At 55.2% G+C, this 23,460-nt stretch carries 35 protein-coding genes; 1 reads left to right on the plus strand and 34 read right to left on the minus strand.

Going from position 1 to position 23,460, the window contains the following annotated elements; translation table 11 throughout:
* Positions 1 to 61 precede the first annotated feature (61 nt).
* On the plus strand, positions 62 to 2,896 hold the full coding sequence (gene uvrA, locus AC4PS6_RS12830; RefSeq protein WP_014720150.1) for an excinuclease ABC subunit UvrA: 2,835 nt from the start codon (positions 62 to 64) through the stop codon (positions 2,894 to 2,896).
* A gap of 67 nt (positions 2,897 to 2,963) precedes the next feature.
* On the opposite strand, the gene bfr is transcribed toward uvrA, so the two are convergent.
* The 34 genes from bfr to rpsL all read right to left on the minus strand — a co-directional run bounded on the left by bfr (position 2,964) and on the right by rpsL (position 23,451).
* A complete protein-coding gene (gene bfr / locus AC4PS6_RS12835; protein ID WP_003176400.1) occupies positions 2,964 to 3,428 on the minus strand; it encodes a bacterioferritin in 465 nt (154 codons plus the stop codon).
* Positions 3,429 to 3,583: 155 nt separating this feature from the next.
* Complete coding sequence (locus AC4PS6_RS12840; RefSeq protein ID WP_166406268.1) at positions 3,584 to 5,032, minus strand: catalase; 1,449 nt, start codon at positions 5,030 to 5,032, stop codon at positions 3,584 to 3,586.
* 237 nt (positions 5,033 to 5,269) lie between these two features.
* The gene (gene rplQ / locus AC4PS6_RS12845) at positions 5,270 to 5,656 is read right to left on the minus strand and encodes a 50S ribosomal protein L17 (protein WP_003176402.1); all 387 of its coding nucleotides are present in this window, start codon (positions 5,654 to 5,656) and stop codon (positions 5,270 to 5,272) included.
* 41 nt (positions 5,657 to 5,697) lie between these two features.
* A complete protein-coding gene (locus AC4PS6_RS12850; protein ID WP_003176403.1) occupies positions 5,698 to 6,699 on the minus strand; it encodes a DNA-directed RNA polymerase subunit alpha in 1,002 nt (333 codons plus the stop codon).
* A gap of 22 nt (positions 6,700 to 6,721) precedes the next feature.
* A complete protein-coding gene (gene rpsD, locus AC4PS6_RS12855) occupies positions 6,722 to 7,342 on the minus strand; it encodes a 30S ribosomal protein S4 (RefSeq protein ID WP_003176404.1) in 621 nt (206 codons plus the stop codon).
* 18 nt (positions 7,343 to 7,360) lie between these two features.
* Positions 7,361 to 7,750 (minus strand): 30S ribosomal protein S11, encoded by a 390-nt coding sequence (gene rpsK, locus AC4PS6_RS12860; protein WP_002555466.1) that lies wholly within the window; start codon positions 7,748 to 7,750, stop codon positions 7,361 to 7,363.
* Positions 7,751 to 7,780: 30 nt separating this feature from the next.
* Positions 7,781 to 8,137 carry a 30S ribosomal protein S13 gene (rpsM, locus tag AC4PS6_RS12865; protein ID WP_003194635.1) on the minus strand — a complete coding sequence of 119 codons (357 nt, stop codon included), beginning with the start codon at positions 8,135 to 8,137 and terminating at the stop codon, positions 7,781 to 7,783.
* Positions 8,138 to 8,266: 129 nt separating this feature from the next.
* Positions 8,267 to 8,383, minus strand: a complete 117-nt coding sequence (rpmJ, locus tag AC4PS6_RS12870; protein WP_002555468.1) for a 50S ribosomal protein L36 — start codon at positions 8,381 to 8,383, stop codon at positions 8,267 to 8,269.
* A gap of 28 nt (positions 8,384 to 8,411) precedes the next feature.
* Entirely contained in the window at positions 8,412 to 9,740 is a 1,329-nt protein-coding gene (secY, locus tag AC4PS6_RS12875; RefSeq protein ID WP_003194637.1) for a preprotein translocase subunit SecY, read from the minus strand.
* Positions 9,741 to 10,178: a 50S ribosomal protein L15 gene (gene rplO / locus AC4PS6_RS12880; protein ID WP_003176407.1), complete on the minus strand. Its 438-nt coding sequence runs from the start codon at positions 10,176 to 10,178 to the stop codon at positions 9,741 to 9,743. It abuts the gene before it with no gap.
* A gap of 3 nt (positions 10,179 to 10,181) precedes the next feature.
* Complete coding sequence (gene rpmD / locus AC4PS6_RS12885; protein ID WP_003176408.1) at positions 10,182 to 10,358, minus strand: 50S ribosomal protein L30; 177 nt, start codon at positions 10,356 to 10,358, stop codon at positions 10,182 to 10,184.
* Between the two features lie 2 nt (positions 10,359 to 10,360).
* Complete coding sequence (rpsE, locus tag AC4PS6_RS12890) at positions 10,361 to 10,861, minus strand: 30S ribosomal protein S5 (protein WP_003176409.1); 501 nt, start codon at positions 10,859 to 10,861, stop codon at positions 10,361 to 10,363.
* A gap of 3 nt (positions 10,862 to 10,864) precedes the next feature.
* Positions 10,865 to 11,215, minus strand: a complete 351-nt coding sequence (gene rplR, locus AC4PS6_RS12895) for a 50S ribosomal protein L18 (protein ID WP_003186037.1) — start codon at positions 11,213 to 11,215, stop codon at positions 10,865 to 10,867.
* Positions 11,216 to 11,225: 10 nt separating this feature from the next.
* Complete coding sequence (gene rplF, locus AC4PS6_RS12900) at positions 11,226 to 11,759, minus strand: 50S ribosomal protein L6 (protein WP_003194640.1); 534 nt, start codon at positions 11,757 to 11,759, stop codon at positions 11,226 to 11,228.
* 12 nt (positions 11,760 to 11,771) lie between these two features.
* Positions 11,772 to 12,164, minus strand: a complete 393-nt coding sequence (rpsH, locus tag AC4PS6_RS12905; protein WP_003176413.1) for a 30S ribosomal protein S8 — start codon at positions 12,162 to 12,164, stop codon at positions 11,772 to 11,774.
* Between the two features lie 208 nt (positions 12,165 to 12,372).
* Positions 12,373 to 12,678 (minus strand): 30S ribosomal protein S14, encoded by a 306-nt coding sequence (rpsN, locus tag AC4PS6_RS12910; protein ID WP_003176414.1) that lies wholly within the window; start codon positions 12,676 to 12,678, stop codon positions 12,373 to 12,375.
* A gap of 13 nt (positions 12,679 to 12,691) precedes the next feature.
* On the minus strand, positions 12,692 to 13,231 hold the full coding sequence (gene rplE, locus AC4PS6_RS12915) for a 50S ribosomal protein L5 (RefSeq protein WP_003194642.1): 540 nt from the start codon (positions 13,229 to 13,231) through the stop codon (positions 12,692 to 12,694).
* A 22-nt stretch (positions 13,232 to 13,253) separates the two neighbouring features.
* Positions 13,254 to 13,568 (minus strand): 50S ribosomal protein L24, encoded by a 315-nt coding sequence (rplX, locus tag AC4PS6_RS12920; protein WP_003176416.1) that lies wholly within the window; start codon positions 13,566 to 13,568, stop codon positions 13,254 to 13,256.
* A gap of 11 nt (positions 13,569 to 13,579) precedes the next feature.
* Positions 13,580 to 13,948, minus strand: a complete 369-nt coding sequence (gene rplN / locus AC4PS6_RS12925; RefSeq protein WP_002555479.1) for a 50S ribosomal protein L14 — start codon at positions 13,946 to 13,948, stop codon at positions 13,580 to 13,582.
* A gap of 23 nt (positions 13,949 to 13,971) precedes the next feature.
* Positions 13,972 to 14,238 (minus strand): 30S ribosomal protein S17, encoded by a 267-nt coding sequence (gene rpsQ, locus AC4PS6_RS12930; protein ID WP_003194644.1) that lies wholly within the window; start codon positions 14,236 to 14,238, stop codon positions 13,972 to 13,974.
* A 2-nt stretch (positions 14,239 to 14,240) separates the two neighbouring features.
* On the minus strand, positions 14,241 to 14,432 hold the full coding sequence (rpmC, locus tag AC4PS6_RS12935) for a 50S ribosomal protein L29 (RefSeq protein WP_002555481.1): 192 nt from the start codon (positions 14,430 to 14,432) through the stop codon (positions 14,241 to 14,243).
* Positions 14,432 to 14,845, minus strand: a complete 414-nt coding sequence (rplP, locus tag AC4PS6_RS12940) for a 50S ribosomal protein L16 (protein ID WP_003176421.1) — start codon at positions 14,843 to 14,845, stop codon at positions 14,432 to 14,434. Before rplP ends, rpmC begins: the two co-directional genes overlap by 1 nt.
* Positions 14,846 to 14,857: 12 nt before the next feature.
* Positions 14,858 to 15,544 carry a 30S ribosomal protein S3 gene (rpsC, locus tag AC4PS6_RS12945; protein ID WP_003176422.1) on the minus strand — a complete coding sequence of 229 codons (687 nt, stop codon included), beginning with the start codon at positions 15,542 to 15,544 and terminating at the stop codon, positions 14,858 to 14,860.
* A 13-nt stretch (positions 15,545 to 15,557) separates the two neighbouring features.
* A complete protein-coding gene (gene rplV, locus AC4PS6_RS12950; RefSeq protein WP_003103908.1) occupies positions 15,558 to 15,890 on the minus strand; it encodes a 50S ribosomal protein L22 in 333 nt (110 codons plus the stop codon).
* Between the two features lie 11 nt (positions 15,891 to 15,901).
* Positions 15,902 to 16,177 carry a 30S ribosomal protein S19 gene (rpsS, locus tag AC4PS6_RS12955; protein ID WP_002555486.1) on the minus strand — a complete coding sequence of 92 codons (276 nt, stop codon included), beginning with the start codon at positions 16,175 to 16,177 and terminating at the stop codon, positions 15,902 to 15,904.
* Positions 16,178 to 16,193: 16 nt separating this feature from the next.
* On the minus strand, positions 16,194 to 17,018 hold the full coding sequence (rplB, locus tag AC4PS6_RS12960) for a 50S ribosomal protein L2 (protein WP_003186055.1): 825 nt from the start codon (positions 17,016 to 17,018) through the stop codon (positions 16,194 to 16,196).
* A 14-nt stretch (positions 17,019 to 17,032) separates the two neighbouring features.
* The gene (gene rplW, locus AC4PS6_RS12965) at positions 17,033 to 17,332 is read right to left on the minus strand and encodes a 50S ribosomal protein L23 (protein ID WP_002555488.1); all 300 of its coding nucleotides are present in this window, start codon (positions 17,330 to 17,332) and stop codon (positions 17,033 to 17,035) included.
* The gene (gene rplD, locus AC4PS6_RS12970) at positions 17,329 to 17,931 is read right to left on the minus strand and encodes a 50S ribosomal protein L4 (protein ID WP_003176424.1); all 603 of its coding nucleotides are present in this window, start codon (positions 17,929 to 17,931) and stop codon (positions 17,329 to 17,331) included. The genes rplW and rplD overlap by 4 nt, the downstream gene beginning before the upstream one ends.
* Positions 17,932 to 17,943: 12 nt before the next feature.
* Entirely contained in the window at positions 17,944 to 18,579 is a 636-nt protein-coding gene (gene rplC / locus AC4PS6_RS12975) for a 50S ribosomal protein L3 (protein ID WP_003194649.1), read from the minus strand.
* 81 nt (positions 18,580 to 18,660) lie between these two features.
* Entirely contained in the window at positions 18,661 to 18,972 is a 312-nt protein-coding gene (gene rpsJ, locus AC4PS6_RS12980; protein ID WP_003186070.1) for a 30S ribosomal protein S10, read from the minus strand.
* 158 nt (positions 18,973 to 19,130) lie between these two features.
* Positions 19,131 to 20,324, minus strand: coding sequence for an elongation factor Tu (gene tuf, locus AC4PS6_RS12985; protein WP_005791980.1), 1,194 nt, complete (start codon positions 20,322 to 20,324; stop codon positions 19,131 to 19,133).
* A 30-nt stretch (positions 20,325 to 20,354) separates the two neighbouring features.
* Complete coding sequence (fusA, locus tag AC4PS6_RS12990) at positions 20,355 to 22,460, minus strand: elongation factor G (RefSeq protein ID WP_003194651.1); 2,106 nt, start codon at positions 22,458 to 22,460, stop codon at positions 20,355 to 20,357.
* A gap of 30 nt (positions 22,461 to 22,490) precedes the next feature.
* Complete coding sequence (rpsG, locus tag AC4PS6_RS12995) at positions 22,491 to 22,961, minus strand: 30S ribosomal protein S7 (protein ID WP_002555493.1); 471 nt, start codon at positions 22,959 to 22,961, stop codon at positions 22,491 to 22,493.
* 118 nt (positions 22,962 to 23,079) lie between these two features.
* Entirely contained in the window at positions 23,080 to 23,451 is a 372-nt protein-coding gene (rpsL, locus tag AC4PS6_RS13000; RefSeq protein WP_002555494.1) for a 30S ribosomal protein S12, read from the minus strand.
* Between the last annotated feature and the right edge of the window lie 9 nt (positions 23,452 to 23,460).

The following is a 23,460-nucleotide window of genomic DNA, read 5'->3' on the forward strand; positions in this document are numbered from 1 at the left end:
TATTCATCCAGTCTTTAGCCGTATACTCCGGCATCATTTACGCCCGCCGTGCGAGGCCATCTTGGACAAGATCCTGATTCGTGGGGCTAGAACCCACAACCTGAAGAACATCGACCTGACCCTGCCCCGGGACAAACTGATCGTCATCACCGGCTTGTCCGGCTCCGGCAAATCGTCCCTGGCGTTCGACACGCTGTATGCCGAAGGTCAGCGTCGCTATGTGGAATCCCTGTCGGCCTACGCCCGGCAGTTCCTGTCGATGATGGAAAAGCCCGATGTCGACACCATTGAAGGCCTGTCGCCGGCTATTTCCATCGAGCAGAAATCCACGTCCCACAACCCGCGCTCCACCGTGGGTACCATTACCGAAATCTACGACTATCTGCGCCTGCTGTATGCGCGCGTGGGCATTCCGCGCTGCCCGGACCACGATATTCCCCTGGAAGCCCAGACCGTCAGCCAGATGGTCGACCTGGTACTGGCCCAGCCAGAGGGCGCCAAGCTGATGCTGCTGGCGCCCGTCATTCGCGAGCGCAAGGGTGAACACCTGTCGGTCTTCGAAGAACTGCGTGCCCAGGGCTTCGTGCGGGCGCGCATCAACGGCAAGCTCTATGAGCTGGACGAAGCGCCGAAGCTGGACAAGCAGAAAAAGCACTCCATTGATGTGGTGGTCGACCGATTCAAGGTGCGCGCCGACTTGCAGCAGCGTTTGGCGGAATCGTTCGAAACCGCGCTGAAGCTGGCCGATGGCATTGCCCTCGTAGCGCCGATGGACGACGAGCCGGGCGAAGAGATCATCTTCTCCGCGCGCTTCGCCTGCCCGATCTGTGGCCATGCCATCAGTGAGCTGGAACCCAAGCTGTTTTCCTTCAACAACCCGGCCGGCGCCTGCCCGACTTGCGACGGCCTGGGTGTGAAGCAGTTTTTCGATATCAAGCGCCTGGTCAATGGTGACCTGACCCTGGCCGAGGGGGCGATACGCGGATGGGACAGGCGTAACGTCTACTATTTCCAGATGCTCGGGTCATTGGCCTCGCACTACAAGTTCAGCCTGGAAGTGCCGTTCAACCAGCTGCCGGCAGACCAGCAGAAGGTCATTCTGCATGGCAGCGGTTCGCAGAATGTCGACTTCAAGTACCTGAACGACCGTGGCGACATCGTCAAGCGCTCGCACCCGTTCGAAGGCATCGTGCCGAACCTGGAGCGTCGCTACCGCGAGACCGAATCGGCAAGCGTGCGTGAAGAACTGGCAAAATTCCTCAGTACTCAGCCTTGCCCGGATTGCCGTGGCACCCGCCTGCGTCGTGAGGCACGTCACGTGTGGGTAGGCGAAAAGACCCTGCCAGCAGTAACCAACCTGCCAATCGGCGATGCGTGTGAATACTTTGGCGTACTCAAGCTCACCGGGCGACGCGGGGAAATTGCCGACAAGATCCTCAAGGAAATTCGCGAGCGTCTGCAGTTCCTGGTCAACGTTGGCCTGGATTACCTGTCGCTGGACCGTAGCGCCGATACCTTGTCGGGCGGTGAAGCACAGCGAATCCGTCTGGCCAGCCAGATTGGCGCGGGCCTTGTGGGCGTGCTGTATATCCTCGATGAGCCGTCGATTGGCTTGCACCAACGGGATAACGACCGCCTGCTGGGCACGCTGAAACACCTGCGCGATATCGGCAATACCGTGATCGTGGTCGAGCATGATGAAGACGCTATCCGCCTGGCGGACTACGTGGTCGATATCGGCCCCGGCGCGGGTGTGCATGGTGGCCATATCGTTGCCGAGGGCACGCCTGCCGAAGTGATGGCACATCCGGACTCGTTGACCGGCAAGTACCTGTCTGGCCGGGTGAAGATCGAAGTGCCCGCCAAGCGTACGCCGCGCAACAAAAAGATGGCTCTGCACCTCAAGGGCGCGCGCGGGAACAACCTGCGCAATGTCGACCTGGAGATTCCGCTGGGCCTGCTGACCTGCGTGACCGGTGTTTCCGGTTCGGGCAAGTCGACGCTGATCAACAACACCTTGTTCCCACTGAGTGCCACCGCCCTGAACGGCGCGACCACTCTGGAAGCTGCGGCCCACGACAGCATCAAAGGCCTGGAGCATCTGGACAAGGTCGTCGACATCGACCAGAGCCCGATTGGACGCACACCGCGTTCCAACCCAGCCACCTACACCGGGCTGTTTACGCCTATCCGCGAGCTGTTCGCTGGCGTACCCGAGTCGCGCTCACGAGGTTATGGGCCGGGCCGGTTCTCGTTCAACGTCAAGGGTGGGCGCTGCGAAGCCTGCCAGGGCGACGGCCTGATCAAGGTGGAGATGCACTTCCTGCCCGACATCTACGTGCCGTGCGATGTGTGCAAGAGCAAGCGCTACAACCGCGAGACCCTGGAGATCAAGTACAAGGGCAAGAGCATCCATGAAACCCTGGAGATGACAATCGAGGAAGCTCGCGAGTTCTTCGACGCGGTGCCGGCGTTGGCGCGCAAGCTGCAGACGCTGATGGATGTAGGCCTGTCGTACATCAAGCTGGGGCAATCAGCGACCACGCTGTCGGGTGGTGAAGCGCAGCGGGTCAAGCTGTCTCGCGAGCTGTCCAAGCGTGATACCGGCAAAACCTTGTACATCCTCGATGAGCCGACCACTGGCCTGCACTTCGCGGATATCCAGCAGTTGCTGGACGTACTTCACCGCTTGCGGGACCACGGCAATACCGTGGTGGTGATTGAGCACAACCTTGATGTGATCAAGACGGCCGACTGGTTGGTAGACCTGGGGCCGGAAGGTGGTTCGAAGGGTGGCCAGATCATCGCAGTGGGCACGCCAGAGCAGGTTTCCGAAATGCCGCAGTCGCACACCGGTTACTACCTGAAACCATTGCTGGAACGCGATCGGGCCTGATCTTTTCATCGTCCAATAAAAAGCCCCTGCCACTTTGCGGTGACAGGGGCTTTTTTATAGCCGGGAATCAGAACTGCGATTGCAGGTAATTCTCCAGGCCGATCAGCTTGATCAGGCCCAACTGCTTTTCCAGCCAGTAGGTGTGATCTTCTTCGGTGTCATTCAACTGCACCCGCAGTATTTCCCGGGTGACATAGTCGTTGTGCTGCTCACAAAGCTCGATGCCCTTACAGAGTGCAGCACGGACCTTGTACTCAAGGCGAAGATCGGCAGCGAGCATGTCAGGCACTGTGGTACCCACGTCCAGATCATCAGGACGCATACGCGGCGTGCCTTCGAGCATCAGAATGCGGCGCATCAGGGCATCAGCGTGCTGTGCCTCTTCTTCCATTTCGTGGTTGATACGCTCGTAGAGCTCGGTAAAGCCCCAGTCTTCGTACATACGCGAATGGATGAAATATTGGTCACGAGCTGCCAGTTCGCCCGTCAGCAACGTGTTGAGGTAATCGATTACGTCGGGGTGACCTTGCATCGCCCTACATCTCCCTGCTTGAAAGACTGTAGTTTGAACCATGCTGACTTGAAGGTCACGGGACAAACGGCAGAAAAGTGAAGATTTCCGGAGAAAAGTAGCTGAAATAACGCAAAAACCGCCCAAATGAGGGCGGTTCTGCTTATCGTTTAGAGTCAGTTAAGCGATACACCCAGTGCCTTTGCGATTGCTTCTCCATAAGCCGGGTCGGCCTTATAGAAGTGCTGCAGTTGACGCTGGACCACATCGCTGGAAACCCCAGCCATAGCGCCCGCGATGTTATTGGTGAGCAGGGCTTTCTGCTCATCATTCATCAGACGGAACAGCGCACCGGCGTGGCTGTAGTAGTCCGTATCTTCGCGATGATCGTAGCGATCAGCCGCGCCGCTCAGGGTCAATGCTGGCTCTGCATACTGCGGGGCTTGCTTGGGCGCATCGGCATAGCTGTTTGGCTCGTAGTTCGGAGCCGCACCGCCGTTACTACCGAAAGCCATGGAGCCGTCACGCTGGTAGCTGTTAACCGGGCTACGTGGTGCGTTCACCGGCAGTTGCTGGTGGTTGGTGCCCACACGGTAGCGGTGCGCATCGGCGTAGGCAAAAACCCGACCTTGCAGCATACGGTCCGGCGACAGGCCAACGCCTGGGACCATGTTGCTTGGGCCAAATGCGGCCTGCTCGACTTCGGCGAAGTAGTTCTGCGGATTACGATTGAGCTCCAACTCACCCACTTCAATCAACGGGAATTCTTTTTGCGACCAGGTCTTGGTCACGTCAAACGGGTTCTCGTAATGGGCGTTCGCCTGTGCCTCGGTCATGATCTGGATGCACACGCGCCACTTGGGGAAGTCACCGCGCTCGATTGCACCAAACAGATCACGCTGGGCGTAATCAGGATCGGTTCCCGCCAAGCGGGCGGCCTCGGCCGGCGCCAGGTTCTTGATGCCTTGCTTAGTCTTGTAGTGCCACTTCACCCAATGACGCTCACCCTGGGCATTGATCAGACTGTAAGTGTGGCTGCCGAAACCATGCATGTGGCGATAGCCGTCCGGGATGCCACGGTCCGAAAACAGAATGGTGACCTGATGCAGCGCCTCTGGTGAGTGCGACCAGAAGTCCCACATCATCTGCGCGCTTTTCAGGTTGCTCTGCGGCAGGCGTTTCTGGGTGTGGATAAAATCCGGGAATTTCAGCGGATCACGAATAAAGAACACGGGAGTGTTGTTACCCACGATGTCCCAGTTACCCTCTTCGGTATAGAACTTCAGGGCAAAGCCACGTGGATCACGTTCAGTGTCAGCAGAACCGCGCTCACCGCCTACAGTGGAGAATCGCAGGAATGTCGGCGTTTGCTTGCCAACAGATTCGAACAGCTTGGCGCTGGTGTATTGGGTGATGTCCCGGGTGACTGTGAACGTACCGTAGGCGCCCGATCCTTTGGCGTGCACGCGACGCTCAGGGATGTTTTCACGGTTGAAGTGAGCGAGCTTCTCGATCAGGTGGAAATCGTCGAGTAACAACGGACCACGAGGGCCCGCGGAACGGGAGTTCTGGTTATCCGCAACGGGAGCACCGCTGGCGGTGGTAAGGACTTTATTCTGGCTCATGCTCAATCTTCCTCAGGTCGGACTTGGAACTGCCGGCTAATCGGCTTGGAGGGAGTATTGATCATCAACACCACGCCTACAAATTCATTAAATTGCAGGCATCGATAGAGAATAACTAACAACACTCCGTTCGCTATAGTGCAGCGCCCGGCCTATGGAAGCTTGTATAAGTTGCGCTTTTGTTACGCGCACAAAAAACCGGGCACTAGGCCCGGTTCTTCGTTGCAGCTTGTCGTCTTACTCGGCGCTTACAGCTTCGCCGGCAGTAGCACGATCAACCAACTCGACGTACGCCATAGGCGCGTTGTCGCCAGCGCGGAAACCGCACTTGAGGATGCGCAGGTAGCCACCCTCACGGGTAGCGTAACGCTTGCCCAGGTCGTTGAAGAGCTTACCAACGATAGCTTTCGAACGAGTACGGTCGAAAGCCAGACGGCGGTTAGCCAGGCTGTCTGTCTTGGCCAAAGTGATCAGCGGCTCAGCAACGCGACGCAGTTCTTTAGCTTTCGGCAGTGTAGTTTTGATCAGCTCGTGCTCGAACAGCGACACCGCCATGTTTTGGAACATGGCCTTGCGGTGCGAGCTGGTACGGCTCAGGTGACGACCACTTTTACGATGACGCATGGTTCATTCCTTACCAAACTCACGTTCGGTGATTACGACGATCAGGCAGTCGCCTTGTCGTCCTTCTTAAGACTTGCAGGCGGCCAGTTGTCGAGGCGCATGCCGAGGGACAGACCGCGGGAGGCCAGAACGTCCTTGATTTCAGTCAAGGATTTCTTGCCCAGGTTCGGAGTCTTCAACAGTTCTACTTCGGTGCGCTGGATCAGGTCACCGATGTAGTAAATGTTTTCCGCCTTAAGGCAGTTAGCCGAACGTACAGTCAGTTCCAGATCGTCAACCGGGCGAAGCAGGATCGGATCGATCTCGTCTTCCTGCTCGATTACCACTGGTTCGCTGTCACCTTTGAGGTCGACGAACGCAGCCAACTGCTGTTGCAGAATGGTTGCAGCGCGGCGGATAGCCTCTTCAGGATCCAGGGTACCGTTGGTTTCCAGATCAATAACCAGCTTGTCCAGGTTAGTACGCTGCTCGACACGGGCGTTTTCCACCACGTATGCGATACGGCGAACCGGGCTGAACGAAGAGTCAAGCTGCAAGCGACCAATGCTGCGGCTTTCGTCTTCATCGCTCTGACGCGAGTCGGCCGGTTCATAACCACGACCACGAGCTACAGTGAGCTTCATGTTCAGGGCGCCGTTAGACGCCAGGTTAGCGATTACGTGATCGGGGTTAACGATCTCGACATCATGATCCAGCTGAATATCGGCAGCGGTAACCACCCCCGAACCCTTCTTCGACAAGGTCAGCGTAACTTCGTCACGGCCGTGCAGCTTGATAGCCAGACCTTTAAGGTTCAACAGGATTTCAATTACGTCTTCCTGTACACCTTCGATGGCGCTGTACTCGTGGAGCACACCGTCAATCTCGGCCTCGACTACTGCACAGCCGGGCATTGAGGACAACAGGATGCGGCGCAGCGCGTTGCCCAGGGTGTGGCCAAAACCACGCTCGAGAGGCTCGAGAGTAATTTTGGCGCGGGTTGGACTGACAACCTGCACATCAATGTGGCGGGGTGTCAGGAACTCATTTACCGAAATCTGCATGGATGCACCTATTTTCTAGCCCTTACTTGGAGTAGAGCTCGACAATCAGGCTTTCGTTGATGTCGGCGGACAGATCACTGCGAGCAGGAACGTTCTTGAAAACGCCCGACTTCTTCTCAGTGTCTACTTCTACCCATTCTACGCGGCCACGTTGGGCACACAGATCGAGAGCTTGGACAATGCGAAGTTGGTTTTTTGCTTTCTCGCGAACTGCGACCACGTCACCAGCACGAACCTGGTAGGACGGAACGTTTACGGTCTGACCGTTAACGCTGATCGACTTGTGCGATACCAGCTGACGGGATTCGGCACGAGTCGAACCGAAGCCCATACGGTATACAACGTTGTCCAGACGGCATTCGAGCAGTTGCAGCAGGTTTTCACCGGTTGCACCTTTCTTGCCAGCAGCTTCTTTGTAGTAGCCGCTGAACTGACGCTCGAGAACGCCGTAGATACGACGGACCTTCTGCTTTTCACGCAGTTGGGTGCCGTAGTCGGACTGGCGACCGCGGCGTTGGCCGTGGATACCAGGTGCTGCTTCAATGTTGCACTTCGATTCGATCGCGCGCACGCCGCTCTTCAGGAAGAGATCGGTGCCTTCGCGACGAGCGAGTTTGCATTTTGGACCAATGTAACGAGCCATTCTTTACAATCTCCTGGATTACACGCGGCGCTTCTTCGGCGGACGGCACCCGTTGTGCGGGATTGGCGTCACGTCGGTGATGCTGGCGATCTTATAGCCACAGCCGTTCAAAGCACGGACAGCAGACTCACGACCTGGACCTGGACCCTTGACGTTAACGTCGAGGTTTTTCAGGCCGTATTCCAGCGCAGCTTGACCAGCACGTTCAGCAGCTACTTGAGCAGCAAACGGGGTGGACTTGCGGGAACCGCGGAAACCCGAACCACCGGAGGTAGCCCAAGAAAGCGCGTTACCTTGACGGTCGGTGATGGTCACGATTGTGTTGTTAAAAGATGCATGGATGTGGGCGATGCCATCAACCACTGTCTTTTTAACTTTTTTACGAGGACGAGCAGCAGGTTTTGCCATGATAATTTTCCTGTCGATTCGCTGGGGCGATTACTTGCGGATCGGCTTACGCGGACCTTTACGGGTACGCGCGTTAGTCTTGGTACGCTGACCGCGTACTGGAAGACCACGACGATGACGCAGACCGCGATAGCAACCGAGGTCCATCAAACGCTTGATTTTCATGTTGATTTCGCGACGCAGGTCACCTTCAGTGGTGAACTTCGCCACTTCGCCACGCAGCTGTTCAATCTGCTCGTCGCTCAGATCCTTGATCTTAGCGGCTGGGTTTACCCCAGCAACTGCGCAAATTTTCTGCGCAGTAGTGCGACCAACACCATAGATGTAGGTCAGCGAGATAACAGTGTGCTTGTTATCTGGAATGTTAACGCCTGCAATACGGGCCATTCAGTGGGACTCCAATTGACAGCTACCTACGCCCCGGAAGCCAAGAAATAGGGCGCGAGATAATATCGCTGTAATAACAAATAATCAACCCGGCAGCGCACTAGCTGCCGGGCTTCAAGCGGATCACACTCAGCCTTGGCGCTGTTTGTGACGCGGTTCCGCGCTGCAAATTACTCGAACAACACCTTCGCGGCGAATAATCTTGCAGTTACGGCACAGCTTTTTCACCGATGCACGAACTTTCATCACCAACTCCTCGAACCTTATGGGGTACTCAGCGCAACATGCCGCTGCCGTAGCCCTTCAGGTTGGCTTTCTTCATCAGGGATTCGTACTGGTGCGAAACGAGGTGCGATTGTACTTGGGACATGAAGTCCATCACAACCACGACCACGATCAGCAACGAGGTCCCGCCAAGGTAGAACGGAACGTTTGCTGCAACCACCAGGAACTGGGGCAACAAGCACACGGCCGTCATATATAGAGCACCGAACAGGGTCAAACGAGTCAGAACGCCATCAATGTAGCGTGCCGACTGCTCACCTGGACGGATGCCCGGAATAAAGGCACCGGACTTCTTCAGGTTTTCCGCTACGTCTTTCGGATTGAACATCAACGCCGTATAGAAGAAGCAGAAGAAAATAATCCCTGCACTAAACAGCAGAATATTCAACGGCTGACCAGGAGCGATCGACTGAGAGAGGTCCTGCAGCCAGCCCATATTTTCAGACTGACCAAACCAGGTACCCAACGAAGCCGGAAACAGCAAGATGCTGCTCGCGAAAATTGCCGGAATAACACCGGCCATATTCACTTTCAGCGGCAAGTGGCTGGTCTGCGCAGCGAAGACCTTACGGCCCTGCTGACGCTTGGCGTAGTGAACAGCAATACGACGCTGGCCACGCTCAATGAACACCACAAAACCGATAATCGCTACTGCCAGCAAACCGATGGCAACCAAGGCGAAGATATTGATATCACCCTGACGCGCAGACTCGAAAGACTGCCCGATTGCTCTCGGAAGACCGGCGACGATACCTGCGAAAATCAACATCGAGATACCGTTGCCAACACCACGCTCAGTAATCTGCTCACCCAGCCACATCATGAACATCGCACCAGCCACAAACGTGGATACCGCGACGAAATGGAAGCCAAAGTCACCAGTGAACGCAACGCCCTGCCCCGCCAGGCCAACGGACATGCCGATAGCTTGAACCAGGGCGAGGACGACAGTGCCGTAGCGGGTGTACTGGCTAATCTTGCGACGGCCAGCTTCACCTTCCTTCTTCAACTGCTCCAGCTGCGGGCTGACGGCTGTCATCAGTTGCATGATGATCGATGCCGAAATGTACGGCATGATCCCCAGTGCAAAGATGCTCATGCGCTCCAGCGCGCCGCCGGAAAACATGTTGAACAAGCTAAGAATGGTCCCCTCATTCTGTCGAAACAGGTCTGCGAGTCGGTCCGGGTTGATACCTGGAACCGGGATGTGTGCGCCTATTCGGTAGACGATAATCGCCAGGAACAGAAAACGCAGACGAGCCCAAAGTTCAGACATACCGCCTTTGCCGAGCGCTGAGAGAGCACCTTGCTTAGCCATTTATTCCTCGAACTTGCCGCCAGCTGCTTCGATAGCCGAACGCGCACCTTTGGTGGCGCCGATTCCCTTGCCGATAGTGACAGCGCGAGTCACTTCACCGGACAGCATGATTTTCACACGCTGTACGTTGACGTTGATCACGTTGGCATCTTTCAGGGTCTGCACAGTAACGATGTCGCCTTCCACTTTAGCCAGCTCGGACAGACGCACTTCTGCGCGATCCATGGCTTTCAGGGATACGAAACCGAACTTAGGCAGGCGACGATGCAGCGGCTGTTGACCGCCTTCAAAGCCTGGAGCAATGGTGCCACCGGAGCGGGAGGTTTGACCCTTGTGGCCACGGCCACCGGTCTTACCCAAACCACTACCGATACCACGGCCCGGACGATGCTTTTCGCGACGGGAACCCGGCGCTGGACTCAGATCATTGAGTTTCATCGATTAACCCTCTACACGCAGCATGTAGTAAGCCTTGTTGATCATCCCGCGATTCTCGGGAGTATCCTGGACTTCTACAGTGTGACCGATGCGACGCAGACCCAAACCTTTAACGCACAATTTGTGGTTAGGGATGCGGCCGGTCATGCTTTTGATCAGCGTTACTTTAACGGTAGCCATGATCAGAAGATCTCCTTGACAGTCAGACCACGCTTGGCAGCGATGGACTCAGGAGATTGCATAGCCTTCAGACCCTTGAAAGTGGCGTGAACCACGTTTACCGGGTTAGTCGAGCCATAGCACTTGGCCAGAACGTTCTGAACGCCAGCAACTTCGAGGACAGCACGCATAGCGCCGCCAGCGATGATACCGGTACCTTCAGAAGCAGGCTGCATGTACACCTTCGAAGCGCCGTGAGCGGACTTCATTGCGTACTGCAGAGTGGTGCCGTTCAGATCAACTTGGATCATGTTGCGACGAGCAGCTTCCATTGCCTTCTGGATCGCGGCAGGCACTTCACGTGACTTGCCACGGCCGAAGCCAACACGCCCTTTACCATCACCCACCACGGTCAACGCGGTGAAAGTGAAGATACGGCCGCCTTTAACGGTTTTGGCTACGCGGTTAACTTGAACCAGCTTCTCAATGTAGCCTTCGTCGCGCTTTTGGTCGTTATTTGACATAACTTAGAACTCCAGCCCAGCTTCACGAGCAGCATCAGCCAGCGCTTTCACGCGGCCGTGGTACTTGAAGCCAGAGCGGTCGAAAGCCACTTGCGAGACGCCAGCGGCCTTAGCACGCGTAGCGACCAGCTGGCCAACCTTTGTGGCCGCGTCGATGTTGCCAGTGGCACCATCACGCAGTTCTTTATCCAAAGTCGAGGCGCTTGCCAGGACTTTGTTGCCGTCGGCCGAGATGACCTGGGCGTAGATGTGCTGCGACGAGCGGAACACGCAGAGACGCACGACTTCGAGTTCGTGCATTTTCAGGCGTGCTTTGCGAGCGCGACGCAGTCGAGTAACTTTTTTGTCGGTCATTTGCTATGCCCTACTTCTTCTTGGCTTCTTTACGACGGACGACTTCGTCCGCGTAGCGCACACCTTTGCCTTTGTACGGCTCTGGTGGACGGAAGTCGCGGATCTCAGCGGCCACTTGACCTACCAGCTGCTTGTCGATGCCCTTGATCAGGATATCGGTCTGGCTAGGAGTCTCAGCAGTGATGCCCGCTGGCAGTTCGTAATCCACTGGGTGCGAGAAGCCAAGGGCAAGGTTCAAAACCGTGCCTTTTGCTTGCGCTTTGTAACCAACACCGACCAGCTGGAGCTTACGCTCGAAGCCTTGGCTTACGCCTTGGACCATGTTGTTTACCAACGCACGCGTGGTACCGGCCATTGCGCGAGTTTGTTGATCGCCATTGCGAGCAGCGAAACGCAGCTCACCAGCTTCTTCAACGATCTCAACGGACGAATGGATGTTCAGTTCAAGAGTACCCTTGGCACCCTTCACCGAAAGCTGTTGGCCTGCGAATTTGACTTCGACACCGGCTGGCAGCTTAACGGGGTTCTTAGCGACGCGAGACATGCTTATCCCCCCTTAGAACACAGTGCAAAGAACTTCGCCGCCGACACCGGCAGCGCGCGCAGCACGATCCGTCATCACACCTTTGTTGGTGGAGACGATAGACACGCCCAGACCGCCACGAACTTTCGGCAGATCTTCAGCGGACTTGTACTGACGCAGGCCTGGACGGCTAACGCGCTTCACTTCCTCGATGACCGAACGGCCTTCGAAGTACTTCAGCTCGATGGACAGCAGTGGTTTGATTTCGCTGCTGATCTGATAACCCGCAATGTAGCCTTCGTCTTTCAGGACTTTGGCAACAGCTACCTTCAACTTGGAAGATGGCATGCTTACGACGGACTTTTCAGCCATCTGGGCATTACGGATACGAGTTAGCATGTCCGCTAACGGGTCCTGCATACTCATGGGCTAGACGCTCCTAATACAAAAAAATTAGCCTTGCGGCTACATATGTCGCCGAGAATCTCCGAGCACAAAAAACACGGGCTCAGGCGAGCCGCGTATTTTAGACATACTCCAGAAATGAAACAAGCCCCAAAAGGGGCTTGATCCAGATTCAAGGTCACCGGCGGTCAGTATCTTGCGATTCCGACCACCTGGACGTTGAAAGTACTTACCAGCTGGCTTTAACCAGACCTGGTACGTCACCACGCATTGCCGCTTCACGCAGTTTGTTACGGCCGAGGCCGAACTTGCGGTAAACGCCGTGTGGACGACCGGTCAGGCGGCAGCGGTTACGCATGCGCGAAGCGCTTGCGTCACGTGGCTGCTTCTGCAGAGCAACTGTAGCTTCCCAACGCGCTTCTGGACTTGCGTTCAGATCAACGATGATTGCTTTCAGTGCTGCACGCTTCTTGGCGTACTTGGCAACCGTGAGCTGACGCTTCAGCTCGCGGTTTTTCATGCTCATCTTGGCCATGGTCCTACTCCAATCAGTTGCGGAACGGGAATTTGAACGCACGCAGCAGAGCGCGGCCTTCATCATCGTTCTTGGCAGTGGTGGTCAGGGTGATGTCCAGACCGCGGAGAGCATCGATCTTGTCGTAGTCGATTTCCGGGAAGATGATCTGCTCTTTCACGCCCATGCTGTAGTTACCACGACCATCGAAGGACTTGGCATTCAGGCCGCGGAAGTCGCGGACCCGAGGCAGGGAGATCGACAGCAGACGATCCAGGAATTCGTACATACGCTCACGGCGCAGAGTCACTTTGACGCCGATCGGCCAACCTTCACGGACTTTAAAGCCAGCGATGGATTTCCGAGCGTAAGTCACAACGACTTTTTGACCGGTGATCTTTTCCAGGTCAGCAACAGCGTGCTCGATGACTTTTTTGTCGCCGATCGCTTCGCCCAGACCCATGTTCAGGGTGATTTTGGTGACGCGCGGAACTTCCATCACGTTCCCGAGCTTAAGTTCTTCCTTAAGCTTAGGGGCGATTTCCTTCCGGTAAATCTCTTGTAGTCGTGCCATGGTCTAATCTACCTAGCAGTGTTCAAGCATCAACCGCTTTTTGGGTCGACTTGAAGACACGAATTTTCTTACCGTCTTCTACTTTGAAACCAACGCGGTCAGCCTTGTTGGTTTCGCCATTGAAGATGGCGACGTTAGAAGCGTCCAGCGGAGCTTCTTTCTCGACGATACCGCCCTGCACGCCCGACATCGGGTTAGGCTTGGTATGACGCTTGACCAGGTTCAGACCACCGATAACCAGACGGTTATTGGCGAGAACCTTAAGCACCTTACCGCGCTTACCTTTGTCTTTGCCGGCGATCACGATGATCTCGTCGTCACGACGAATCTTTTGCATGTCGGATCTCCTTACAGCACTTCTGGGGCGAGCGAGACGATCTTCATGAACTTCTCAGTACGAAGTTCACGGGTCACTGGCCCAAAGATACGGGTGCCGATCGGCTCTTGCTTGTTGTTCAGAAGAACAGCAGCGTTGCCATCAAAGCGGATAATGGAGCCATCAGCACGACGTACGCCGTGACGAGTGCGGACTACAACAGCAGTCATCACTTGGCCTTTTTTCACCTTACCGCGAGGAATTGCTTCCTTCACGGTAACTTTGATGATGTCACCGATACCAGCGTAACGACGATGGGAGCCACCCAGCACCTTGATGCACATAACACGGCGAGCGCCGCTGTTATCGGCCACATCGAGCATGGATTGAGTCTGAATCATATAATTTCTCCGACCCCTAGTCCTTAGACTTCCACAGCGCGTTCGAGAACATCAACCAGTGCCCAAGACTTGGTCTTGGCCATCGGACGAGTTTCACGAATAGTGACCTTGTCGCCGATGTGGCACTGATTGGTTTCGTCGTGCGCGTGCAGCTTAGTCGAACGCTTAACATATTTACCGTAGATCGGGTGCTTAACGCGACGCTCGATCAAAACGGTGATGGTTTTGTCCATCTTGTCGCTGACAACACGGCCAGTCAGCGTACGGACAGTCTTTTCGGCTTCAGCCATGATCACTTACCTGCCTGCTGGTTGAGCACAGTCTTCACGCGAGCGATGTCACGCTTAACTTGCGAGAGCAGATGAGACTGCCCCAACTGGCCAGTTGCTTTCTGCATACGCAGATTGAACTGGTCGCGCAGCAGGCCGAGCAGTTGCTCGTTCAGCTGCTGTGCGGATTTTTCACGAAGTTCATTCGCTTTCATCACATCACCGTCCGTTTAACAAAGGAGGTGGCGAGCGGCAGCTTTGCAGCAGCCAGGGCGAAAGCCTCACGCGCCAGCTCTTCAGAAACACCCTCGATTTCATACAGGACTTTGCCTGGCTGAATCTGGGCTACCCAGTATTCCACGTTACCCTTACCTTTACCCATCCGAACCTCGAGAGGCTTTTTGGAGATCGGCTTGTCCGGGAATACACGGATCCAGATCTTGCCGCCACGTTTTACGTGACGGGTCAGAGCACGACGCGCTGACTCGATCTGACGAGCGGTGAGACGACCACGAGCTACAGACTTCAGCGCGAACTCGCCGAAGCTGACTTTGCTACCGCGCTGAGCCAGACCACGGTTGTGGCCTGTCATCTGCTTGCGGAACTTCGTACGCTTAGGTTGCAACATTTGGCGTACCCCTTACTTAGCAGCTTTTTTACGAGGCGCTGGTGCTTGTGGTTTCAGTTCTTCTTGGCGACCACCAATTACTTCGCCTTTGAAGATCCAAACCTTTACACCGATCACACCGTAAGTGGTGTGAGCTTCGTAGTTGGCATAGTCGATGTCGGCACGCAGGGTGTGCAGTGGCACACGACCTTCGCGATACCATTCAGTACGTGCGATTTCAGCACCGCCGAGACGACCGCTCACTTGGATTTTGATGCCTTTGGCACCAATGCGCATGGCGTTCTGTACGGCGCGCTTCATAGCGCGACGGAACATTACGCGACGCTCCAGCTGCTGAGCTACGCTCTGCGCAACCAGCATACCGTCGAGCTCCGGCTTGCGGATCTCTTCGATATTGATGTGCACAGGCACACCCATTTGCTTGGTCAGGTCCTGACGCAGTTTCTCAACATCTTCACCTTTCTTCCCGATAACGATACCTGGACGAGCGGTGTGGATGGTGATACGTGCAGTTTGGGCCGGACGATGGATATCGATACGGCTTACGGACGCGCTTTTTAGTTTGTCTTGGAGATACTCACGCACCTTCAGATCAGCGAACAAGTAGTCCGCATAAGTCCGACCGTCTGCGTACCAGACGGAGGTGTGCTCCTTGACGATTCCCAGGCGAATGCCAATGGGATGTACTTTCTGACCCATCTCTTCGACTCCGTTACTTGTCAGCAACCTTGACAGTGATATGGCAAGACCGCTTGACGATGCGATCAGCACGGCCTTTGGCACGTGGCATGATGCGCTTCAGCGAACGCCCTTCGTTGACGAAAACGGTGCTGACCTTCAGGTCATCAACGTCTGCGCCTTCGTTATGCTCGGCGTTGGCTACGGCCGACTCCAGCACTTTCTTCATGATCTCGGCGGCTTTCTTACTGCTGAAAGCCAACAGGTTGAGCGCTTCGCCCACCTTCTTCCCGCGGATCTGGTCGGCGACCAAGCGGGCTTTCTGGGCGGAGATTCGAGCGCCCGACAACTTAGCGGCTACTTCCATTTCCTAACCCCTTAACGCTTGGCTTTCTTGTCTGCCACGTGCCCACGATAAGTGCGGGTACCGGCAAACTCGCCCAGTTTGTGGCCGACCATGTCTTCGTTAACGAGAACTGGGACGTGTTGACGACCGTTGTGTACTGCGATGGTCAGACCGACCATTTGTGGCAGGATCATCGAACGACGCGACCAGGTCTTAACTGGTTTGCGATCGTTCTTTTCCGCCGCCACTTCGATCTTCTTCAGTAGGTGAAGATCAATAAAAGGACCTTTTTTCAGAGAACGTGGCACTGTCGTATCCCTCTATTTACTTGCGACGACGGACGATCATTTTGTCGGTACGCTTATTACCACGAGTCTTCGCGCCCTTAGTCGGGAAGCCCCATGGCGATACCGGATGACGACCACCAGAGGTACGACCTTCACCACCACCGTGTGGGTGGTCAACCGGGTTCATGGCAACACCACGAACGGTTGGGCGAACGCCACGCCAGCGTTTGGCACCAGCTTTACCCAACGAACGCAGGCTGTGCTCGGAGTTCGAGACTTCGCCCAGGGTCGCACGGCATTCAGCCAGTACTTTACGCATCTCACCAGAACGCAGACGCAGGGTCACGTAGACACCTTCACGAGCGATCAGCTGAGCCGAAGCACCAGCGGAACGAGCGATTTGCGCGCCTTTACCTGGCTTCAATTCGATGCCGTGTACGGTGCTACCAACTGGAATGTTACGCAGTTGCAGAGCATTGCCCGGCTTGATCGGTGCCAAAGCACCTGCGATCAGCTGGTCGCCAGCACTTACGCCTTTAGGGGCGATGATGTAGCGACGCTCGCCATCTGCGTACAGCAGCAGAGCGATGTGAGCAGTACGGTTTGGATCGTATTCAATACGCTCGACAGTGGCAGCGATGCCATCTTTGTCGTTGCGACGGAAATCGACCAGACGATAATGCTGCTTATGGCCACCACCGATGTGACGAGTGGTAATGCGACCATTGTTGTTACGACCACCAGACTTCGATTTTTTCTCGAGCAGCGGTGCGTGAGGAGCGCCTTTATGCAGCTCCTGGTTGACCACCTTGACCACAAAACGGCGGCCAGGGGAAGTCGGTTTGCATTTAACGATTGCCATGATGCACCCCTTCCTTACTCAGCACTGCTGCTGAAATCGAGATCTTGGCCTGGCTGAAGGGAGATAACTGCCTTCTTCCAGTCATTACGCTTGCCCAGACCGCGAGCAGTGCGCTTGCTCTTACCCAGAACATTCAGGGTAGTAACACGCTCTACTTTCACGCTGAACAGGCTTTCGACGGCCTTCTTGATTTCCAGCTTGGTTGCGTCAGTTGCAACCTTGAAAACGAACTGGCCTTTCTTGTCAGCCAGAACCGTAGCCTTTTCGGAAACGTGCGGGCCAAGCAGAACTTTAAATACGCGTTCCTGGTTCATCCCAGCAGCTCCTCGAATTTCTTCACGGCCGACACGGTGATCAACACCTTGTCGTATGCGATCAGACTAACTGGATCGGAACCTTGCACGTCACGTACATCAACGTGTGGCAGGTTGCGAGCAGCCAGGTACAGGTTCTGATCAACAGCTTCAGACACGATCAAAACATCGGTCAGGCTCATGTTGTTCAGTTTGCCCAGCAGATCTTTGGTTTTTGGACTTTCAACAGCGAAGTCCTGAACCACGACCAGACGATCAGTACGCACGAGTTCAGCAAGGATGGAGCGCAGAGCTGCGCGGTACATCTTCTTGTTGAGCTTCTGAGAGTGATCCTGTGGACGAGCTGCGAAAGTGGTACCGCCGCCACGCCAGATTGGGCTACGGATAGTACCGGCACGAGCACGGCCAGTGCCTTTCTGACGCCAAGGGCGCTTACCGCCACCACGTACGTCGGAACGGGTCTTTTGCTGCTTGCTACCTTGACGGCCGCCGGCCATGTAGGCCACGACTGCTTGGTGAACGAGCGTCTCGTTGAATTCGCCGCCAAATGTCAGTTCGGAAACTTCGATCGCTTGAGCGTCATTTACATTTAATTGCATGTCAGCTTCCCCTTAACCGCGAGCCTTGGCCGCTGGACGTACAACCAGGTTGCCGCCAGTAGCGCCAGGAACAGCACCCTTGACCAACAACAGATTGCGTTCAGCGTCGACGCGCACTACTTCGAGGGACTGCACGGTCACGCGCTCAGCGCCCATATGACCGGACATTTTTTTGCCCTTGAATACACGACCAGGAGTCTGGCACTGGCCAATAGAGCCCGGGACGCGGTGGGAAACGGAGTTACCGTGAGTGTTGTCTTGACCACGGAAATTCCAACGCTTGATCGTACCCTGGAAGCCTTTACCCTTGGACTGACCGGTTACATCAACCAGTTGACCAGCGGCGAAGATTTCAGCGTTGATCAGATCGCCAGCCTGGTAGTCGCCGTCTTCAAGACGGAACTCCATAACAGTACGACCAGCTGCAACGTTTGCTTTAGCGAAGTGACCTGCTTGAGCAGCAGTCACGCGCGAAGCACGACGCTCGCCGACAGTGACTTGCACTGCACGATAGCCATCGGTTTCTTCAGTTTTGAACTGGGTGACGCGATTCGGTTCGATCTCAATGACCGTGACCGGAATGGAGACACCTTCTTCGGTGAAAATACGGGTCATACCGCATTTACGACCGACTACACCAATAGTCATGTTGTAAACCTCATGAGTGTACGGGGCTTTCACCCGCTATGGCCGCCCATTTCAGAGCGTTACACGACTAAGACCCAAGTCTTAGCCGAGGCTGATCTGTACTTCCACACCGGCCGCCAGATCGAGCTTCATAAGTGCATCAACGGTTTTATCCGTTGGCTGGACGATGTCCAGTACGCGCTTATGAGTACGGATCTCGTACTGGTCACGCGCGTCTTTGTTGACGTGCGGGGAGACCAGAACGGTGAACCGCTCTTTACGGGTAGGCAGTGGAATTGGACCACGCACTTGAGCACCAGTACGTTTCGCGGTTTCCACGATTTCCTGGGTGGATTGGTCGATCAGGCGATGGTCAAAAGCCTTCAACCTGATACGGATTTGCTGATTTTGCATTGGATTTCAGACTCCGGCTGCTATTCCCACCGGGCGCAATACGCCCGTTAAAAGGAGGCGCAATTCTATAGACGCCCTAGATAGGTGTCAACCCAATAAAAAAGGCCCCCGCTAAGCGGGGGCCTTCTCAAAACATCAAAGCTCACTCGAAAGAGAGATTACTCGATGATTTTAGCTACAACGCCAGCACCAACGGTACGGCCGCCTTCACGGATTGCGAAGCGCAGACCGTCTTCCATTGCGATGGTTTTGATCAGGGTAACAGTCATTTGAATGTTGTCACCCGGCATTACCATTTCAACGCCTTCTGGCAATTCGCAGTTACCGGTCACGTCAGTAGTACGGAAGTAGAACTGTGGACGGTAGCCTTTGAAGAACGGAGTATGACGGCCGCCTTCTTCTTTGCTCAGAACGTAAACTTCTGCGGTGAACTTGGTGTGCGGCTTGACCGAACCTGGCTTAACCAGAACCTGGCCACGCTCAACGTCGTCACGCTTGGTACCACGCAGCAGAACGCCGCAGTTCTCGCCAGCACGACCTTCGTCGAGCAGTTTGCGGAACATTTCAACACCGGTGCAGGTGGTGACAGTAGTGTCACGCAGACCAACGATTTCCAGTGGATCCTGAACGCGAACGATACCGCGCTCGATACGACCAGTCACAACAGTACCGCGACCAGAGATCGAGAATACGTCTTCGATTGGCATCAGGAACGGCTTGTCGGTCAGACGAACTGGTTCTGGGATGTAGCTGTCCAGAGTTTCAACCAGTTTACGAACGGCAGTGGTGCCCATTTCGTTTTCGTCATTGCCTTCCAGAGCCATACGAGCAGAACCGATGATGATCGGAGTGTCGTCACCTGGGAAGTCGTAAGTGCTCAGCAGATCGCGCACTTCCATCTCAACCAGTTCCAGCAGCTCAGCGTCGTCTACCAGGTCAGCCTTGTTCAGGAAAACCACGATGTACGGAACGCCAACCTGGCGGGACAGCAGGATGTGCTCACGGGTTTGTGGCATCGGACCATCAGCGGCCGAGCAAACCAGGATCGCGCCGTCCATCTGGGCAGCACCAGTGATCATGTTCTTCACATAGTCAGCGTGACCTGGGCAGTCAACGTGAGCGTAGTGACGAATAGTCGAGTTGTACTCAACGTGCGCGGTGTTGATGGTGATACCACGAGCTTTTTCTTCTGGTGCGCTGTCGATCTTGTCGAAGTCAACACGAGCCGAACCGAAAACTTCGGAGCAGACGCGAGTCAGAGCAGCGGTCAGAGTGGTTTTACCGTGGTCAACGTGGCCGATGGTGCCAACGTTTACGTGCGGTAGGGAACGATCAAATTTTTCTTTAGCCACGACAATTAACTCCTTGCCTAAAGGACTGAATCAGCCTTGTTTTTTGGATACAGTTTCAGCGATGTGCGCCGGAGCTGTGTTGTATTTTTTGAATTCCATAGAGTAGCTTGCGCGACCCTGGGACATGGAGCGAACGTCGGTCGCATAACCGAACATCTCACCCAACGGAACCTCGGCGCGAATCACTTTGCCGGAAACCGTGTCTTCCATACCCAAGATCATGCCGCGACGACGGTTAAGGTCGCCCATGACATCACCCATATAGTCTTCAGGTGTAACAACTTCTACCGCCATGATTGGCTCAAGCAACTCACCACCGCCCTTCTGGGCCAGTTGCTTGGTTGCCATGGAAGCAGCCACCTTAAACGCCATCTCGTTGGAGTCGACGTCGTGGTAAGAACCGTCAAAAACGGTTGCTTTCAGGCCGATCAGCGGATAGCCGGCAACAACACCGTTCTTCATCTGCTCTTCGATACCCTTCTGGATAGCAGGGATGTATTCCTTAGGAACAACACCACCTACTACTTCGTTCACGAATTGCAGACCTTCCTGACCTTCGTCAGCAGGAGCAAAACGGATCCAGCAGTGACCGAACTGACCACGACCGCCGGATTGACGAACGAACTTGCCTTCGATTTCGCAGTTCTTCGTGATGCGCTCACGATAGGAAACCTGAGGCTTACCGATGTTGGCTTCGACGTTGAACTCACGGCGCATCCGGTCAACCAGGATGTCCAGGTGCAGTTCGCCCATGCCAGAGATGATCGTTTGACCAGTCTCTTCATCAGTTTTGACGCGGAAAGATGGATCTTCCTGAGCAAGCTTGCCCAGAGCGATACCCATTTTTTCCTGGTCATCCTTGGTTTTAGGCTCTACGGCAACCGAGATAACCGGCTCCGGGAAGTCCATGCGAACCAGGATGATTGGCTTGGCAGCGTCGCACAAAGTTTCACCAGTGGTGACGTCCTTCATGCCGATCAGGGCCGCGATGTCACCAGCGCGCACTTCCTTGATCTCTTCACGGGCGTTTGCGTGCATTTGCACCATACGACCCACGCGCTCTTTCTTGCCTTTAACCGAGTTGATCACGCCGTCGCCGGAGGCCAACACGCCCGAGTAAACGCGGACGAAGGTCAAAGTACCCACGAATGGGTCAGTAGCGATCTTGAACGCCAGAGCCGAGAACGGCTCGTTGTCGTCAGCATGACGCTCCATCTCTTCTTCCTCGTTATCAGGGTTGGAACCCTTGATAGCAGGAATGTCGGTTGGAGCAGGCAGGTAGTCGATAACGGCGTCGAGAACCAGGGGAACACCCTTGTTCTTGAACGAGGAACCGCAAACAGCCAAGACGATCTCACCAGCTATAGTACGCTGACGCAGAGCGGCCTTGATTTCCACGTTGGTGAGTTCTTCACCTTCGAGGTATTTGTTCATCAGCTCTTCGCTGGCTTCGGCTGCAGCCTCAACCATGTTGTTGCGCCACTCGTCAGCCAGCTCCTGAAGCTCTTCAGGGATAGGCTTGCGAACAGGAACCATACCTTTGTCGGAATCATTCCAGTAAACAGCTTCCATGTTGATCAGATCGATCTGACCCTGGAAGTTGTCTTCGGAACCGATAGCCAACTGGATAGGCACCGGAGTGTGACCCAGACGCTGCTTGATCTGACCGATCACACGCAGGAAGTTGGCACCAGCACGGTCCATCTTGTTTACATAAACAAGACGTGGAACGCCGTACTTGTTGGCCTGACGCCATACGGTTTCCGACTGAGGCTCAACACCCGAGGTGCCGCAGAACACAACGACAGCGCCGTCGAGTACACGCAGGGAACGTTCAACTTCAATGGTGAAGTCTACGTGGCCCGGGGTATCGATTACGTTGAAGCGATGCTCGTCTTTGTACTGCTTCTCGGAACCTTTCCAGAAGGCGGTAATAGCAGCAGAAGTAATGGTAATACCACGCTCCTGCTCCTGAACCATCCAGTCTGTGGTCGCGGCGCCGTCATGCACCTCGCCCATTTTGTGACTTTTGCCGGTGTAAAACAGTACGCGCTCGGTGGTGGTGGTTTTACCAGCATCCACGTGAGCGACGATACCGATGTTACGGTAGCGGCTAATCGGAGTAGTACGAGCCATAAAGCCCTCGCAAAATTAGTGAAGCTAAAATTAGAAGCGGTAGTGCGAGAAAGCTTTGTTGGCTTCAGCCATACGGTGCACGTCTTCACGCTTCTTAACAGCAGCACCTTTACCTTCAGCAGCGTCCAACAGTTCGCCGGCCAAACGCAGAGCCATAGACTTCTCGCCGCGCTTACGGGCGAAGTCTACCAACCAGCGCATTGCCAGAGCGTTACGACGGGACGGGCGAACTTCAACCGGAACCTGGTAAGTAGCACCGCCTACACGGCGCGACTTCACTTCGACCAGCGGAGCGATGGCGTCGAGAGCTTTCTCGAAGATTTCCAGGGGGTCGCTGTTCTTGCGTTCTTTAACCTTTTCCAGCGCGCCATAAACGATACGCTCGGCAACGGCTTTCTTGCCGCTTTCCATCACGTGGTTCATGAACTTGGCCAGGATTTGGCTTCCGTATTTTGGATCGTCAAGCACTTCGCGCTTGGCTGCTACGCGTCTTCTTGGCATGGATAAGCCCTCAAACGGTCTTCAGGTTCGCTCGGAATCGGTGCCCTTTCGGGACGCCTCCGACCTTACTCTTATCGACTCAGAAAATAAGATGATTCAGGTTTACAAAAAGCCGCTACTACTTAGGCTTCTTGGTACCGTACTTCGAACGACCCTGGTTACGACCTTTAACGCCGGAAGTATCCAAGGAACCGCGTACGGTGTGATAACGAACACCTGGCAAGTCTTTTACACGACCGCCGCGGATCAGTACCACGCTGTGCTCTTGCAGGTTGTGGCCTTCACCGCCGATGTACGAGGAAACCTCGAAACCGTTGGTCAGACGCACACGGCATACTTTACGCAGTGCCGAGTTAGGTTTTTTCGGCGTGGTGGTATACACACGGGTGCATACGCCACGACGTTGCGGGCAGTTCTGCAGCGCAGGTACGTCGGATTTCTCGACGATACGCTTACGCGGCTGACGTACCAGCTGGTTGATAGTTGCCATCTACTAGCT

Source organism: Pseudomonas sp. DW-iso17 (assembly GCF_058725345.1).

Coding starts and splice junctions, on each gene's coding strand:
- rpmD (WP_003176408.1), bottom strand. CDS start 10,358: ATGGCTACCGTTAAAGTAACGCTGATCAAAAGCATGACCGGCCGCATC.
- fusA (WP_003194651.1), bottom strand. CDS start 22,460: ATGGCTCGTACTACTCCGATTAGCCGCTACCGTAACATCGGTATCGTC.
- rplC (WP_003194649.1), bottom strand. CDS start 18,579: ATGACTATTGGTGTAGTCGGTCGTAAATGCGGTATGACCCGTATTTTC.
- rplQ (WP_003176402.1), bottom strand. CDS start 5,656: ATGCGTCATCGTAAAAGTGGTCGTCACCTGAGCCGTACCAGCTCGCAC.
- rplP (WP_003176421.1), bottom strand. CDS start 14,845: ATGTTGCAACCTAAGCGTACGAAGTTCCGCAAGCAGATGACAGGCCAC.
- rplN (WP_002555479.1), bottom strand. CDS start 13,948: ATGATTCAGACTCAATCCATGCTCGATGTGGCCGATAACAGCGGCGCT.
- AC4PS6_RS12840 (WP_166406268.1), bottom strand. CDS start 5,032: ATGAGCCAGAATAAAGTCCTTACCACCGCCAGCGGTGCTCCCGTTGCG.
- rplW (WP_002555488.1), bottom strand. CDS start 17,332: ATGAACCAGGAACGCGTATTTAAAGTTCTGCTTGGCCCGCACGTTTCC.
- rpsJ (WP_003186070.1), bottom strand. CDS start 18,972: ATGCAAAATCAGCAAATCCGTATCAGGTTGAAGGCTTTTGACCATCGC.
- rplF (WP_003194640.1), bottom strand. CDS start 11,759: ATGTCTCGCGTCGCTAAGAACCCCGTTAAGCTGCCAGCCGGTGTCGAA.
- rplE (WP_003194642.1), bottom strand. CDS start 13,231: ATGGCACGACTACAAGAGATTTACCGGAAGGAAATCGCCCCTAAGCTT.
- rplB (WP_003186055.1), bottom strand. CDS start 17,018: ATGGCAATCGTTAAATGCAAACCGACTTCCCCTGGCCGCCGTTTTGTG.
- rpsH (WP_003176413.1), bottom strand. CDS start 12,164: ATGAGTATGCAGGACCCGTTAGCGGACATGCTAACTCGTATCCGTAAT.
- rpsK (WP_002555466.1), bottom strand. CDS start 7,750: ATGGCAAAACCTGCTGCTCGTCCTCGTAAAAAAGTTAAAAAGACAGTG.
- rpsG (WP_002555493.1), bottom strand. CDS start 22,961: ATGCCAAGAAGACGCGTAGCAGCCAAGCGCGAAGTGCTTGACGATCCA.
- rpmC (WP_002555481.1), bottom strand. CDS start 14,432: ATGAAAGCGAATGAACTTCGTGAAAAATCCGCACAGCAGCTGAACGAG.
- rpmJ (WP_002555468.1), bottom strand. CDS start 8,383: ATGAAAGTTCGTGCATCGGTGAAAAAGCTGTGCCGTAACTGCAAGATT.
- rplO (WP_003176407.1), bottom strand. CDS start 10,178: ATGAAACTCAATGATCTGAGTCCAGCGCCGGGTTCCCGTCGCGAAAAG.
- rpsM (WP_003194635.1), bottom strand. CDS start 8,137: ATGGCCCGTATTGCAGGCGTTAACATTCCAGATAACAAGCACACTGTT.
- rpsE (WP_003176409.1), bottom strand. CDS start 10,861: ATGTCAAATAACGACCAAAAGCGCGACGAAGGCTACATTGAGAAGCTG.
- rplX (WP_003176416.1), bottom strand. CDS start 13,568: ATGCAAAAGATTCGTCGTGACGACGAGATCATCGTGATCGCCGGCAAA.
- bfr (WP_003176400.1), bottom strand. CDS start 3,428: ATGCAAGGTCACCCCGACGTAATCGATTACCTCAACACGTTGCTGACG.
- rpsD (WP_003176404.1), bottom strand. CDS start 7,342: ATGGCTCGTTACATTGGTCCAAAATGCAAACTCGCTCGTCGCGAAGGC.
- rpsL (WP_002555494.1), bottom strand. CDS start 23,451: ATGGCAACTATCAACCAGCTGGTACGTCAGCCGCGTAAGCGTATCGTC.
- rplR (WP_003186037.1), bottom strand. CDS start 11,215: ATGACCGACAAAAAAGTTACTCGACTGCGTCGCGCTCGCAAAGCACGC.
- AC4PS6_RS12850 (WP_003176403.1), bottom strand. CDS start 6,699: ATGCAGATTTCGGTAAATGAGTTCCTGACACCCCGCCACATTGATGTG.
- rplV (WP_003103908.1), bottom strand. CDS start 15,890: ATGGAAGTAGCCGCTAAGTTGTCGGGCGCTCGAATCTCCGCCCAGAAA.
- rplD (WP_003176424.1), bottom strand. CDS start 17,931: ATGCAATTAAATGTAAATGACGCTCAAGCGATCGAAGTTTCCGAACTG.
- rpsN (WP_003176414.1), bottom strand. CDS start 12,678: ATGGCCAAGATGAGCATGAAAAACCGCGAGCTGAAGCGTCAGCTCACG.
- secY (WP_003194637.1), bottom strand. CDS start 9,740: ATGGCTAAGCAAGGTGCTCTCTCAGCGCTCGGCAAAGGCGGTATGTCT.
- rpsC (WP_003176422.1), bottom strand. CDS start 15,544: ATGGGTCAGAAAGTACATCCCATTGGCATTCGCCTGGGAATCGTCAAG.
- rpsQ (WP_003194644.1), bottom strand. CDS start 14,238: ATGGCTGAAGCCGAAAAGACTGTCCGTACGCTGACTGGCCGTGTTGTC.